Annotated in this window: 11 protein-coding genes; all 11 read left to right on the forward strand. The window is 60.6% G+C overall.

What is annotated here, in order from left to right; all coding sequences use genetic code 11:
• The first annotated feature begins 1 nt into the window (after nucleotide 1).
• Genes ACWJKU_RS02575 through ACWJKU_RS02625 form a run of 11 tightly spaced genes read left to right on the forward strand, consistent with a single transcriptional unit; the run spans nucleotide 2 to nucleotide 13,392 of the window.
• A complete protein-coding gene (locus ACWJKU_RS02575) occupies nucleotides 2-1,732 on the forward strand; it encodes a peptidoglycan D,D-transpeptidase FtsI family protein (RefSeq protein ID WP_454145473.1) in 1,731 nt (576 codons plus the stop codon).
• On the forward strand, nucleotides 1,729-3,243 hold the full coding sequence (locus ACWJKU_RS02580) for a UDP-N-acetylmuramoyl-L-alanyl-D-glutamate--2,6-diaminopimelate ligase (protein WP_454145475.1): 1,515 nt from the start codon (nucleotides 1,729-1,731) through the stop codon (nucleotides 3,241-3,243). Before ACWJKU_RS02575 ends, ACWJKU_RS02580 begins: the two co-directional genes overlap by 4 nt.
• Nucleotides 3,240-4,613, forward strand: coding sequence for a UDP-N-acetylmuramoyl-tripeptide--D-alanyl-D-alanine ligase (locus tag ACWJKU_RS02585; protein ID WP_454145477.1), 1,374 nt, complete (start codon nucleotides 3,240-3,242; stop codon nucleotides 4,611-4,613). Before ACWJKU_RS02580 ends, ACWJKU_RS02585 begins: the two co-directional genes overlap by 4 nt.
• Entirely contained in the window at nucleotides 4,604-5,686 is a 1,083-nt protein-coding gene (mraY, locus tag ACWJKU_RS02590; RefSeq protein WP_454145479.1) for a phospho-N-acetylmuramoyl-pentapeptide-transferase, read from the forward strand. Before ACWJKU_RS02585 ends, mraY begins: the two co-directional genes overlap by 10 nt.
• Nucleotides 5,687-5,689: 3 nt before the next feature.
• Entirely contained in the window at nucleotides 5,690-7,075 is a 1,386-nt protein-coding gene (gene murD / locus ACWJKU_RS02595) for a UDP-N-acetylmuramoyl-L-alanine--D-glutamate ligase (RefSeq protein ID WP_454145481.1), read from the forward strand.
• Nucleotides 7,072-8,271, forward strand: a complete 1,200-nt coding sequence (ftsW, locus tag ACWJKU_RS02600) for a putative lipid II flippase FtsW (protein ID WP_454145483.1) — start codon at nucleotides 7,072-7,074, stop codon at nucleotides 8,269-8,271. Before murD ends, ftsW begins: the two co-directional genes overlap by 4 nt.
• Nucleotides 8,256-9,332, forward strand: a complete 1,077-nt coding sequence (murG, locus tag ACWJKU_RS02605) for an undecaprenyldiphospho-muramoylpentapeptide beta-N-acetylglucosaminyltransferase (RefSeq protein ID WP_454145485.1) — start codon at nucleotides 8,256-8,258, stop codon at nucleotides 9,330-9,332. Before ftsW ends, murG begins: the two co-directional genes overlap by 16 nt.
• 22 nt (nucleotides 9,333-9,354) lie before the next feature.
• The gene (murC, locus tag ACWJKU_RS02610) at nucleotides 9,355-10,764 is read left to right on the forward strand and encodes a UDP-N-acetylmuramate--L-alanine ligase (protein WP_454148013.1); all 1,410 of its coding nucleotides are present in this window, start codon (nucleotides 9,355-9,357) and stop codon (nucleotides 10,762-10,764) included.
• Nucleotides 10,764-11,693 carry a UDP-N-acetylmuramate dehydrogenase gene (gene murB / locus ACWJKU_RS02615; RefSeq protein ID WP_454148015.1) on the forward strand — a complete coding sequence of 310 codons (930 nt, stop codon included), beginning with the start codon at nucleotides 10,764-10,766 and terminating at the stop codon, nucleotides 11,691-11,693. The genes murC and murB overlap by 1 nt, the downstream gene beginning before the upstream one ends.
• Nucleotides 11,694-12,650 carry a D-alanine--D-alanine ligase gene (locus tag ACWJKU_RS02620; RefSeq protein ID WP_454145487.1) on the forward strand — a complete coding sequence of 319 codons (957 nt, stop codon included), beginning with the start codon at nucleotides 11,694-11,696 and terminating at the stop codon, nucleotides 12,648-12,650.
• Nucleotides 12,637-13,392, forward strand: coding sequence for a cell division protein FtsQ/DivIB (locus ACWJKU_RS02625; RefSeq protein WP_454145489.1), 756 nt, complete (start codon nucleotides 12,637-12,639; stop codon nucleotides 13,390-13,392). The genes ACWJKU_RS02620 and ACWJKU_RS02625 overlap by 14 nt, the downstream gene beginning before the upstream one ends.
• Nucleotides 13,393-13,417: the final 25 nt, after the last annotated feature.

Genomic DNA, 13,417 nt, shown 5'->3' on the forward strand with positions numbered 1-13,417 from the left:
CATGTTGATCATCCAACCCAGGCCGGTAAACGAAACGGATTGCAGCGGTCGCAGGCATTTTCTGCTGGCAGTCATGCTGGCCGCCATGACCGGTTTGATCGGGCGCGCCGTCTATCTGCAAGTGCTGGATACGCAGTTTCTGAAGCGTCAAGGCGACCTGCGCCATGTCGGCATATTGCCGGTGCCGGCACACCGCGGACGGATTTTCGACCGTAACGGAGAATTGCTGGCGATCAGCACGCCGGTTAAATCGATTTGGGTCAATCCCAAGGAGTTTCGCGAGGCGCAGGTTCCGGCAGACCGGCTCAAGGCTTTGGCCGATCTTTTGGGCTTATCGTCCAAAGATCTCGAAAAACACATAGGAAGCGGCGAAAACCGAAGTTTTGTCTATCTGAAGAGAAGAATAAATCCTGAGTTGGCCGATCAGGTTACGGCTTTGGGCATCGCGGGCGTTTATTCGGAACGCGAGTACCGGCGCTACTATCCCACCGGGGAGGTGGCCGCCCACCTGGTCGGCTTTACCAATATCGACGATAAAGGCCAGGAGGCCATGGAGCTGGCCTACGATGATTGGCTGAAGGGCGTGGAAGGCGCCAAACGCATCATTCGCGACGGCAAGCGGCGCGTCATTGAAGACCTGGAAGACGTTCGGCCGCCGGTGCCCGGCAAGGATCTCGTGCTGAGTATCGATCAGCGTCTGCAATATTTAGCCTACCGAGAGCTCAAAAAAGCCGTGCTCCGGCATCAGGCGCGTTCCGGATCCTTGGCGCTGCTGGACACTCAAACGGGCGAAGTGCTGGCGATCGTCAATCAGCCGTCTTACAACCCCAACAGCCGTATCCGGATGAAGAGCAGCGCGTCGCGTAACCGGGCGATCACCGACGTTTACGAGCCGGGTTCGACGATGAAGCCGTTCGCCGTGGCGCTGGGATTGGAGCTCGGGCTATACCGCCCTGATACCGTGATCGATACCGCGCCGGGCACGATGCGCGTGGGACACAACATCGTCAAGGATATCCACAACTACGGCATCCTTGATGTAGCCCACGTCCTCCAAAAATCGAGCAATGTGGGCGTCACCAAGATCGCGCTGAACTTGCCTTCGAAAAAATTCTGGGCGTTCTACAACAATCTGGGCTTCGGCCAGCCTTTGGAAACCGGTTTTCCGGGGGAGGCCAACGGCCATCTCTCGCACTATCAACGCTGGAACCCGTTCGAACAGGCAACGCTTTCTTTTGGCTACGGGGTGTCCACCTCGACTTTGCAGCTCGCGAGAGCCTACTTGTCCCTGGGCAATGACGGGATAATGCCGATGGTCAGCCTGATCAAGCGCGACAAGGCGCCCGAATCCCATCGCATCATGTCCGCCAGGACCGCCGTGAGCGTGCGAACGATGCTGGAGGACGTCGTCACCCGCGAGGGTACCGCGCTGAAGGCGGCTATTCCGGGTTTTCGGGTGGCCGGCAAGACCGGAACGGTCAAGAAGAGCGGGGTCGGCGGTTATTCGTCCTCGCTTCACATGTCGGTATTCGCAGGCATGGCGCCCGCCAGCAAGCCGCGCCTGGTCATGGTGGTCATGATCGACGAACCGTCGGCGGGAGAATATTACGGCGGTGCCGTGGCGGCGCCTGTGTTTTCGAGTGTCATGGAGGGCGCTTTGCGACTGCTGAACATCGCCCCTGACCAGGAAAACATGCCGCTCCTCGCCTCGCAACAGGACGATCCGGCATGATGGCCGCCGCAGCGCAGACTTTCGGGCACAGGCTGGATGCCTTGCTGTCCGGCTTTACCGATGCTCCCGTTCCGCGCACGGTCGAGGTCGCCGGACTTTGTCACGACAGCCGGCGCGCACGCCCCGGCGATCTTTTCGTGGCTTTGGCCGGGCATCGTTCGCACGGCATGCGCCATGCCGGGCAGTCGGTTCGACAGGGTTGCGCGGCCATCGTTTACGATCCCGCGGGCGATGGACATCTCTTGGCTCGAGACGTTGCCGGAATCCCCTGCGTGCCGGTCGATTCGCTCGACCAGAAACTCGGGTTCATCGCCGATCGCTTTTTCGGCGAACCGTCCGCATCCTTGGACATGATCGGGATTACCGGCACCAACGGTAAAACCTCGTGCAGTCATTTTCTGGCGCATGCGCTTTCGGCCAAGGCGCCGGCCGCCGTCGTGGGAACCTTGGGCTGGGGAATGCCCGGTGCGCTCGAGGCGACGAGCCACACCACCCCGGATGCGATCGAAGTTCACGGTCTTTTGTCCCGTTTGCGCGATCAAGGCGTCAAAACCGTAGCCATGGAGGCTTCGTCTCACGGCCAGGTGCAAGGCCGTCTCAACGGCGTGCGTTTCAAGGGGGCGCTGTATACCAATTTCAGCCGCGATCATCTCGATTACCACGGCACCATGGAGGCTTACCTCGAGGCCAAGTTACGCCTTTTGGATTGGCCGGGGCTCGAATTCGTGGCGTTCAACGCCGATGACCCGATCGCCGGCGCCGTTTCGAGCCGGACGCCGGCTCATGCGAGACGGATCGGCTTTAGTCTGCGCGGACAGAAAACCGGACCGGAATCGGCCGTCTCCGTGGAGGCCGTGCATCACGACGCGCGGGGAATCGCTTTTCGGGCGCGATACCGGCAGCAGATTGCCGACGTGTTCGCGCCGGTATACGGCGATTTCAATGCGGAAAATCTGGCCGCGACATTGGCCGTTTTGCTCGGGCTGGGGTATGCGTTGCCGGAGGCCTCGGCGTTGATCGGGAATGTTCGGCCCGTGCCCGGGCGTATGGAGCGTTTTTCGGCGCAGGGGCGGACCGCGGTCGTGGACTATGCCCATACTCCGGACGCATTGGCTGGCGTCCTGCGCAGCCTGCGCCGGCACTGCGAGGGCAATTTGTGGGTGGTGTTCGGCTGCGGCGGCGACCGCGACCGCGGCAAGCGTCGGCTAATGGGGGCCATTGCGGAAGAACTGGCCGACGGCGTCGTGCTGACCGACGACAATCCCCGTTCGGAGAACGGCGACGAGATCATCCGGGATATTCTGTCCGGTTGCCGTCGCGACGATACCGTTACGATCAGAGACCGCCGCGAAGCCATCGCATGGACGCTGGAGCGGGCGGGAGCGGGCGATATCGTTCTGGTGGCCGGAAAAGGACATGAAAGCACCCAAGAGATTCAGGGCCGGAAATACCCTTTCAGCGATCGCGAGGTCATCATGGAAACCCTTTCCGCATTGGGATTGCCGCGATGACGATGCGTCTTTCCGAATTCAGCGAGATTGTCGGCGGCGAACGGCGAGGTCCCGACGTCGCGTTTGAAAATCTGAGTATCGATACTCGCGCCCTGAAAACCGGGGATCTTTATCTGGCCATTTGCGGGGCGCGCTTCGACGGCAACGATTTCGTCGCTCAGGCGAAAGCCGCCGGCGCTTCTTCGGCGGTGGTCGAACGCTGGGCAGATTGCGACTTGCCCCAGGTGCGGGTCGAAGACGGACGGCTGGCGCTTGGGCGGTTTGCGTCGGCTTGGCGCGACCGTTGGAGCGGGCGTCTGGTCGGCATCACGGGCAGCAACGGAAAAACCACTGTCAAGGAAATGATCGCCGCCATTCTGGGCGTTGCCGCGCCGGTGCTCAAGACGCAGGGCAACCTCAACAATGATATCGGTGTTCCGCTGATGCTCTTGAAGCTGACGGACGAACACCGGTTTGCGGCCATCGAGATGGGGGCGAATCACGCGGGCGAAATCGCTTACGTCGCCGGGCTCGCGAAACCCGAAGTCGCCGTCATCTCCAATGCCGGCGCAGCCCATCTGGAGGGGTTCGGCTCGCTCGAGGGCGTCGCTTCCGCCAAAGGGGAATTGATGGCTTCGCTGGGGCCACAAGGTACGGCGGTGCTGAATGCCGACGACCGTTTCTTCGGGTTCTGGCGCGAAATGGTTCTGGGCCGGGCGGTCACGAGTTTCGGCCTCGGTCCCGATGCCGATGTGCGGGCCGATGCGGATTCGGTACGAACCGGTTTGATTGAAGGTAAATTCCGCACCGCTTTCGATCTTCTGTACCGGGGCGATCGCCATTCGCTGGCGCTGGCGCTGGCGGGAAAGCATAACGTGACCAATGCCTTGGCCGCGGCCGCGGCGGCATTCGCCTTGGGGTTCGATATCGAGCAGGTCCGGACCGGGCTTTCCCGGATCGTTCCGGTGCCCGGACGCTTGGAACCGGTAAAAGGCATCCGCGGATCTCTGCTGATCAACGATGCCTACAACGCCAATCCGAACTCTTTCCGGGCGGCATTGGAAGTCCTTTCGGAGATATCGGGCGAGCCTTGGGTTGCCTTGGGCGCATTCGGCGAATTGGGCGAGGCGAGCGCGGCGCTGCACGCCGAGATCGGGCGTCAGGCGAAGGCGATGGGCGTGACGCGCCTGTTTGCGGTAGGGCCGAATGCGAGCCTGGCGGCGGAGTCGTTCGGTGAGGGCGCCTTATACTGCCAAACGCAGGACGAATTGATTGAACGAATACAACAGAAGATTAACGAGAACACCGTGTTATTGGTCAAGGGTTCACGCAGTCAACATATGGAGCGGGCGGTAGAGGCGTTGCGCGAGCGGGGCGATCCATGCTGCTGATACTCGCGGAATCCCTCCAGAAATACTTCGACGTTTTCCGCGTCTTTCAGTATTTGACGCTGCGCGCCATTCTGGGCGTTCTGACCGCCCTGATCATCTCCTTCATCGTCGGTCCGGTGATGATCCGGCACCTCAGCAAATATAAAATCGGACAGAGCATCCGCAGTGACGGGCCGCAAAGCCATTTTTCCAAAGCCGGAACCCCGACCATGGGCGGGGCGTTGATCTTGATATCGATCGCGATCAGCACCTTGCTTTGGGCCGACCTCGGCAATCGCTATGTGTGGGTCATTTTGCTGATCACGCTGGCGTTCGGTCTGATCGGCTTTGTCGACGATTACAAGAAGCTGGTCCTGCGCAACAGCCAAGGATTGGCCGCGCGACACAAGTATTTTTGGCAGTCCGTATTCGGCCTGGTCGCCGCAGTATTTCTTTATAGCACCGCGACGGTCGCCACCGAGACCCAGTTCATCGTGCCCTTCTTCAAGCAGATCGTGCTGAACATGGGACTGGCTTACCCGCTGCTGGTCTATTTCGTGATCGTGGGTTCGAGCAATGCGGTGAATCTGACCGACGGCCTCGACGGACTCGCCATCATGCCGACCGTGCTGGTCGGCGGGGCGCTGGGTATCTTCGCTTACGCTTCGGGCAATGTGAACTTTGCGGAATATTTGGGCATTCCGTTCATACCCAAGGCGGGCGAGCTGGTGGTTTTTTGCGGCGCATTGGTCGGCGCCGGACTCGGCTTTCTCTGGTTCAACGCTTACCCGGCCCAGGTCTTCATGGGCGATGTCGGCGCGCTGGCTTTGGGCGCCGCCCTCGGAACGCTCGCCGTTCTGGTCCGTCAGGAAATCGTGCTGATGATCATGGGCGGCGTGTTCGTCATGGAAACCGTATCGGTGATGCTTCAGGTCATCTCGTTCAAGCTCACCGGCCGCCGCATTTTTCGCATGGCACCCATTCATCATCATTTCGAGCTAAAGGGATGGCCTGAACCGCGCGTGATCGTTCGCTTCTGGATCATTACGGTGATTCTGGTCTTGATTGGACTCGCGACCTTGAAGTTGAGGTGAAAGATGGCTGCGAACGCAGAAGTTTATCTTGATGCCGTAAATCCGTTGGACAAGCTCGGACTGGATCGGCGTTCCTCGCGTGTGTTGATTTTCGGGTTAGGCAAAACCGGCCTTTCGGTAGCGCGCTTTCTGGCAAGGCAAGGCATCGAGTTTGCGGTGACCGATACGCGGGAATGGCCGCCGCATCTCGCGGAGTTGCGCGAGACCTGCCCCGACGCCGCGGTCTTTCTCGGGGGACTTCACAATGCGGCATTCTCGGCGGCTACCCATTTGATCGTCAGTCCCGGCGTGCCGTTGGATCAGCCGAAAATCAAGGAGGCTCGACGGCGCAGAATACCGCTGTTCGGCGATCTCGATCTTTTCGTGTGCATGGCGAACGCGCCGATTCTGGCCATCACCGGCGCCAACGGCAAAAGTACCGTGACGACCCTGGTGGGGCTGATGGCGGAGGCCGATGGCCGGAAGGTGCGCGTGGGGGGGAATCTCGGCACGCCGATGCTGGAGCTTCTGGATGACGAGGCCGATCTCTATGTCCTGGAGTTGTCGAGTTTTCAGTTGGAACGCTCTTCGCTTCTGAAGTCGGCCGCGGCGACCGTTCTCAATATCAGCCCCGACCACATGGACCGCTATCCGGACATCCGGGCTTATGCCGATGCCAAGCGGCGAATCTTTCAGGGACAGGGCGTGATGGTGCTCAATCGCGACGACCCTGCGGTGGTCGCAATGGCCGAACCGGACCGACGCTGCGTGTGGTTCGGCTTGGCGGAGGCGGGAGTCGATTACGGCGTTTCCGCGGTCGATGGCGAGGAATGGCTGACGAGCCGCGGCGAACCTCTCATGCCGACCGGAAAGCTCGGTATCCGAGGGCGCCACAATGTCTCGAACGCCCTCGCGGCGATCGCTTTGGGAGAATCCGTCGGGTTGTCGAGGGCAGCGATGATCGGCGCGCTCGAGCAGTTCGAGGGACTGGCGCACCGCATGCAGAAAGTGGCGGAAATTGAAGGCGTCACCTGGATTAACGACTCGAAAGCCACCAATGTGGGCGCTTGCATGGCGGCGCTGGCCGGATTGCACGGCAAGGCCGTGCTCATTGCCGGGGGCGACGGCAAGGATGCGGAGTTTTCGGTACTCAGACCCGTGGTCGCCGAAAAGGTCCGCGCGGCGGTGTTGATGGGCAAAGACGCTCCGCTGCTGGAACGGGCGCTCGAGGACGTCGTGCCGACGGTACGGGTCGAGAATATGCGCCAGGCGGTCCGGGCCGCGCGTTCTTTGGCGCAGTGCGGGGATTCCGTCCTGCTAGCTCCGGCCTGCGCCAGTCTCGATCAATACAAGGATTATCAGGAAAGAGGGCGGGTGTTTACGGAAGAAGTAAAGGGGCTCTCGCCATGAAAGCGAAAGTGACGGTTCGTGGCCGAGGGCTGGTATTGCATTGGAGAGACCGGCGTTTTTATCTGGACACGATTTTGTTGATGGCCTCCCTGGCGCTTTTGCTTCTCGGTTTCGTCATGGTCGCCTCGGCTTCTCTGCACTTGGGAGAGAAGATCGCCGACGACAGCTTTTATTTTCCCAAGCATCAATTGGCTCATATTGCCGTGGGCCTTTTGGCCGGTTGCTTCGTCGCTACAGTCAAGCTAGAGTCATGGCAGAAATTGTCAATGGCCTTGTTTTTGCTCGGGCTGGTTTTGCTGGTGCTGGTTTTGATACCCGGCGTCGGCAAGGTTGTCAACGGAAGTTCGCGGTGGATCAATCTGTTCGGCTTGCGCGTTCAGGTCTCCGAAGTATTCAAGCTCATCGTCGTCATTTACATGGCCAGCTACATCCACCGCCACCTCCGCACGGTGCGCGAATCGGTTCAAGGAATGATCCGGCCTCTGGCGCTGCTGTCCGTGGGCGCATTATTGCTGCTGATGGAGCCCGATTTCGGGGCGACCGCGGTCATCATGGCGACGGCTTTGGGAATGTTGTTTCTGGGCGGCGCTAGACTCTGGCAATTCGGAGTTCTGCTCGGCCTGATGGGAGTTGCCGGGGTCGCGCTGATCTATAGCGCCGAATACCGTTTGAAGCGGGTGCTCAGTTTCACCAATCCCTGGGAACATCCGCTCGATAGCGGATTTCAGCTCACCCAGGCGTTGATCGCCTTCGGCCGGGGCGAGTGGACCGGGGTGGGGTTGGGATCGAGCGTGCAAAAGCTGTTTTATCTGCCGGAGGCGCATACCGACTTTCTGTTCTCCATCATCGGCGAGGAGTTGGGCTTGGTCGGCACGACCTCCGTGATCCTTCTTTTCATGGTCATCGTCTGGCGCGCGCTGGTGATCGGTCAACTGGCCGATCGGACCGAGAACCGCTTTGGCGCGTTTATCGCTTACGGCATCGGTATTTGGTTTGGTTTGCAATCTTTTATCAATATGGGAGTGAACATGGGCATGTTGCCCACGAAAGGATTGACCTTGCCGCTGATGAGTTACGGCGGCGGAAGCATGATGGTTATGTGTGCGGCATTGGGACTTTTGTTTCGGGTTCGGAGTGAAGCCCTCGAAGCTTATGCTGCGGCGCCCAGGGTCAGGGCCAAATGGGCGCACGTTTGATGATCATGGCCGGCGGTACCGGCGGTCATGTGTATCCTGCCTTGGCGGTCGCCCGGGAACTTTTGTCTCGGGGACATGAGGTGGTCTGGATGGGCTCGCGATCCGGTTTGGAGGCGCGCGTCGTACCGGCGGCCGATATTCCCGTGGAATGGCTGTCGGTGTCCGGATTGCGCGGCAAGGGCTGGCTGGTCAGGCTGAGATTTCCGTTCATGTTGGCGAAAGCTTGCCTGCAAGCGCTGTTCATTCTGCGCCGCGTCAAGCCTCACGTGGTTCTCGGCATGGGCGGGTTCGTCTCGGGGCCGGGCGGTCTGATGGCGCGACTGTTGGGCATCCCGTTGGTTCTGCATGAGCAGAACCGCATTCCCGGCACGACCAACCGATGGCTCGCCCGCCGGGCGCAAGCCGTTTTGGAGGCATTTCCCGGCAGTTTTGCGCCCAAGGTGGGCGCGCGCTGTACCGGAAACCCGGTGCGGGAAGAGATCGTTTCCTTGACGCGCGAGATCGGGGCCGGATGGGACGAGCCGGTCAAGATTTTGGTTCTCGGCGGCAGCCAGGGCGCCCTGGCTTTGAATCAGATAGTGCCCGAGTCGCTCGCCAGGGTCGAAATGCCGATACGCGTTTTTCATCAAACCGGCGAGTCGATGCGGGCCAAGACGGCAGTCCGCTACGCCCAGTTGCGAATGTCGGCCCGGATCGAGGCATTCGTCGAAGATATGGCCGAAGCTTATGCCTGGGCTGATTTGGTGGTATGCCGTTCGGGAGCCATGACGGTCAGCGAACTGACGGCGGCGGGATTGCCGGCGATCCTGGTTCCGTATCCGTACGCCATCGACGATCATCAGACTCATAATGCCCGCTACCTCGTCGACAACGGCGCGGCCGTCATGATTCCTCAGTCCGAGCTGTCCCCGGAGCGTCTTGCCGAAGAAATCGGCTCATTGTTGCAGCAGCCGGGCCGGTTGAAGGCCATGGCGGAGCGCTCTTCGGCCTTGGCGAAGCCGGATGCGGCGCAAGTCGTCGCCGAAATCTGCCTGAACGAGGTCGCACGTGAAGCTGCCTGAGCAAATCGCGGGACAATACGGCATGAACCGCATCCGGCGGATTCATTTCGTCGGGATAGGCGGCACCGGGATGTGCGGCATCGCCGAGGTCCTTTTGAATCTGGGGTATGACGTCTCGGGATCGGACCTCAACGAAAATGCCAACACGCGGCGTCTCGCCGAACTCGGCGCGAAAATATCCTTCGGCCATGCGCCCGAGCATGTCGCTCAATCCGAAGTCGTGGTCGTATCCAGCGCCGTCAGCCGGTCGAATGTGGAAGTCGATGCGGCGCGCATTCAGAAGATTCCGACCATTTCGCGGGCGGAAATGCTTGCCGAATTGATGCGCTTCCGCTACGGCATCGCCGTGGCCGGCACCCACGGGAAAACCACGACCACCAGCCTGACATCTAGCGTACTTGCCGAGGCCGGGCTCGATCCCACCTTCGTCATCGGCGGGCGCCTCAACAGCGTGGGCACCAATGCCCAACTGGGCAAAGGCTCGTATCTGGTTGCCGAGGCGGATGAAAGCGACGCGTCGTTTTTGTATTTGCAGCCGATGATCGCCGTGGTCACCAATATCGACCGGGACCACATGGAGACCTACGGCGGCGATTTCGGCAGACTCAAGAAGGCTTTCGTGGAATTTCTGCACCACGTGCCGTTCTACGGTCTGGCCGTGCTGTGCCTGGACGATCCCGGAGTCCGAGATATTCTGCCGGAGATCAGCAAGCCGATGAAAACCTACGGCTTCGGCCCGGAAGCCGATGTCCGCGCCGTGAATATCCGCCAGGATGGATTGTGCTCGCACTTTACCGTGCTGCGCGCGGGGCACGACGAACCGCTCGATGTGAGCCTCAATCTTCCCGGCCGCCACAACATCTTGAATTCGTTGTCCGTCATCGCGGTGGCGGGGGAGTTGGGTATTTCCGATCGGGTCATACAGCGCGCTCTGGCCGAATTTCGGGGTATCGGGCGACGTTTCCAGATCAATGCCGAGGTACCTTTCGGCGATTCGGTCGTCACTTTCGTCGACGATTACGGACATCATCCCCGGGAAATCGCGGCGACCATCGACTCGGCTCGGCAAGCCTGGCCGGACCGCCGGCTGGTATTGCTGTTTCAGCCTCACCGCTACACGCGGACCCGCGATTTGTTCGAGGATTTCGTGCAGGTTCTGTCGAGAACCGACGTTCTGGTGCTGCTCGACATCTATCCCGCCGGCGAATCGCCGTTGATCGGGGCGGACGGCCGGGCGCTATCCAGAGCGATTCGGGTGCGCGGCCAGATCGATCCGGTGTTCGTCGAAAAGGTCGGCGATCTGGCCGAAATTTTGCCGGGCATCGTCGAGCCGGGCGACGTCGTTTTGACCCTCGGAGCCGGAAGCATCGGCCAGGCCGCCGTCGAATTGCCGCTGTGCTTGACCGATAGGCCGACCGGAGCAAAACCGTGATGGCAGTCTGCGAAGAGGGGATAAGCGCGACGAGTCCCCCCGTATTGCGCGGGGTGATGCGTTATAACGAGCCGCTGGCGAACCACACTTCCTGGCGGGTCGGCGGGCCGGCCGACCATTTTTATTTGCCGGCCGACGCGGACGATCTGGTCCTGTTCATACGCTCGCTTCCCCCGGGCGAGCCGGTTTTCTGGCTGGGCCTCGGCAGCAATGTGCTGGTTCGGGACGGCGGAATCCGCGGTACGGTCATCTGCACCCGGAATCGTTTGAAAGAGCTCCGAAAGCTGGATCGTCGACGCATTTATGCCGGCGTGGGCGTGCCTTGCGCTCATGTCGCGAGATTCTGTTCGGAGCGGGAACTCGCGGGCGCCGAATTTCTGGCCGGCATTCCGGGAACCATGGGCGGGGCCTTGGCGATGAACGCGGGCGCATTCGGCGGCGAAACATGGCCGCTGGTGGCCCGAGTGCTGACGGTCGACCGCTCCGGTACGCTGCGGAACCGCGGTCCGGACGATTTCACGGTCGGCTACCGCAACGTAAGAGGGCCCGAGAATGAATGGTATCTGGCTTGCGAGCTCGAGCTTCAGCCGGGCGATGCCGCAGTTAGCCGGGAGCGGATTAGATCGTTGCTGACCAAACGGAGCGCGTCTCAGCCTGTCAACCTGCCGAACTGCGGCTCGGTATTCCGGAATCCGGAAGGCGATCACGCGGCGCGGCTCATCGAAGCCTGCGGACTCAAGGGATACCGCATCGGCAGCGCCTGCGTTTCCGAGAAACATGCCAATTTCATCATTAACACCGGCTCGGCCAGGGCAGCCGATATCGAGGCTCTGATACGGTTCGTCCAGTCGACGGTAGAGCAAAGATATGGCCATTGCTTGATTCCGGAAGTTCGGATAGTGGGCGAAGAATCGACAAGGAGAGATTGAATGAGCAAGCGAATCCTGAAGCCGGCCGAATTTGGACGTGTTGCCGTCTTGATGGGCGGTACCGCCGCCGAACGTGAAATTTCATTGAAAAGCGGTCAAGCGGTATTGGCGGCCTTGTTGAGAAACGAGATTGATGCCGTCGGCGTCGATGTAACGGAAAACCCGATCCGGCCGCTTCTCGATCAGCATTTCGACCGCGTGTTCAACGTGATTCATGGGCGCGGCGGGGAAGACGGCGTTCTGCAAGGGGCGCTGGAAGCGCTGGGATTGCCCTATACCGGGAGCGGCGTCTTGGCGTCGGCTTTGAGCATGGACAAGCTCAGGACCAAGCTGTGCTGGCTCGGAGCGGGGCTGCCGACGCCGCGCTGGATGAGGCTTCGAGGACCGGAGGACGTGGACCTGTGCGCCGAACGGCTGGGCTTCCCGGTGATCGTGAAGCCCGCTCAAGAGGGCTCCAGTATCGGAATGGGGCGGGCCGAAAATAAAATCGAGTTAAGGGAAGCATGGGAGCGCGCTTCACACTATAATTGCGCGGTTTTCGCGGAGACCTGGATCGTCGGCCGGGAATATACGGCCGGCGTGCTCGACGGCGAGCCGTTGCCGTTGATCCGCCTGGAAACGCCTCATGCATTTTACGATTTCGATGCCAAATATCGCGCCGAGACAACCCGTTACCACTGTCCCGCCGGACTTCCGCCCGATCAGGAATGCGCGCTCCAGAAACTGGCTTTGCAGGCTTGCGATACGCTCAGCGTGACCGGCTGGGGGCGAGTGGATCTTTTGGTCGATCAAGAGGGGCGGCCGTGGCTGATCGAGGTCAATACCGTTCCCGGCATGACCGATCACAGCCTGGTTCCGATGGCGGCAAAAGTAGCGGGCTTATCGTTCGAGGAATTGACGTGGCGGATATTGGAAACGAGCTTCTCGGGCCGCGGAGAGGGCGATGCCGAGGCCTAAGGTGTCCGCAAGGGCATTGTTCTTTTCCGGGTTTCTCGCTCTTTGCGGTTGGGCCGTAACGAGCGGCGATGCCGAATGGCTGGAGGAGATCATGCCCATACGTCATGTGCGAGTGGAAGGAGAGATCCGGAATCTCGACGCGGCGGAGTTCACGAGGATTTTGCTGCCGTGGACTCAAGGCGGATATTTTCTGGCCGACATGCGCGGCATAGAAAAAGCGGCCAAAGCGTTTCCGTGGGTGGACAGCGTCCAGGTCGTACGGCTTTGGCCGGATACGTTGCAGTTGAAAATCGTCGAGCAAAAGCCGGTTGCCCGCTCGGGCGACGGCGGTTTGATCAATTCCCGCGGCGAGCGGTTTTTGCCCGGAAACGCCCAGTCCTATGCGCGGTTGCCGATGCTCGACGGAGCGCAGGGGCAGGAAAAACAGCTACTGAACATGCTTCGCCTGCTGAATGCGAAATTAAAGCAAAGAGGTCTGCGGATCGATGTTCTGAGGCTTACTAACCGGAGAGCGTGGAGCGCTCGTTTGAGCGGCGGCGTGGATGTCGAATTCGGGAAACAAGACCCGGCTCTCGCCTTGGACCGCCTGCTCGCGCTATTGCCGCGCTTGGGCGAGGAGCGGGTCGCGACGATCCGGAAATTGGATTTGCGCTACCCCAACGGGTTTGCCGTGATTTTCAAACCGCAATCCCCGGCGGAACTCGTATCTCTGAAGCAACCCGATAGTGTCGAGCGCGGCTGAATTCGGAGCAGGCATAGACCTGATT

Source organism: Methylocaldum sp. MU1018, from assembly GCF_053646775.1.

Excerpts from the sequence above, each read along its gene's own strand:
- ACWJKU_RS02575 (WP_454145473.1), top strand. The coding sequence starts at position 2 with ATGTTGATCATCCAACCCAGGCCGGTAAACGAAACGGATTGCAGCGGT.
- ACWJKU_RS02580 (WP_454145475.1), top strand. The coding sequence starts at position 1,729 with ATGATGGCCGCCGCAGCGCAGACTTTCGGGCACAGGCTGGATGCCTTG.
- mraY (WP_454145479.1), top strand. The coding sequence starts at position 4,604 with ATGCTGCTGATACTCGCGGAATCCCTCCAGAAATACTTCGACGTTTTC.
- ACWJKU_RS02620 (WP_454145487.1), top strand. The coding sequence starts at position 11,694 with ATGAGCAAGCGAATCCTGAAGCCGGCCGAATTTGGACGTGTTGCCGTC.
- murG (WP_454145485.1), top strand. The coding sequence starts at position 8,256 with ATGGGCGCACGTTTGATGATCATGGCCGGCGGTACCGGCGGTCATGTG.
- murD (WP_454145481.1), top strand. The coding sequence starts at position 5,690 with ATGGCTGCGAACGCAGAAGTTTATCTTGATGCCGTAAATCCGTTGGAC.
- ACWJKU_RS02585 (WP_454145477.1), top strand. The coding sequence starts at position 3,240 with ATGACGATGCGTCTTTCCGAATTCAGCGAGATTGTCGGCGGCGAACGG.
- ACWJKU_RS02625 (WP_454145489.1), top strand. The coding sequence starts at position 12,637 with ATGCCGAGGCCTAAGGTGTCCGCAAGGGCATTGTTCTTTTCCGGGTTT.
- murB (WP_454148015.1), top strand. The coding sequence starts at position 10,764 with ATGGCAGTCTGCGAAGAGGGGATAAGCGCGACGAGTCCCCCCGTATTG.
- ftsW (WP_454145483.1), top strand. The coding sequence starts at position 7,072 with ATGAAAGCGAAAGTGACGGTTCGTGGCCGAGGGCTGGTATTGCATTGG.
- murC (WP_454148013.1), top strand. The coding sequence starts at position 9,355 with ATGAACCGCATCCGGCGGATTCATTTCGTCGGGATAGGCGGCACCGGG.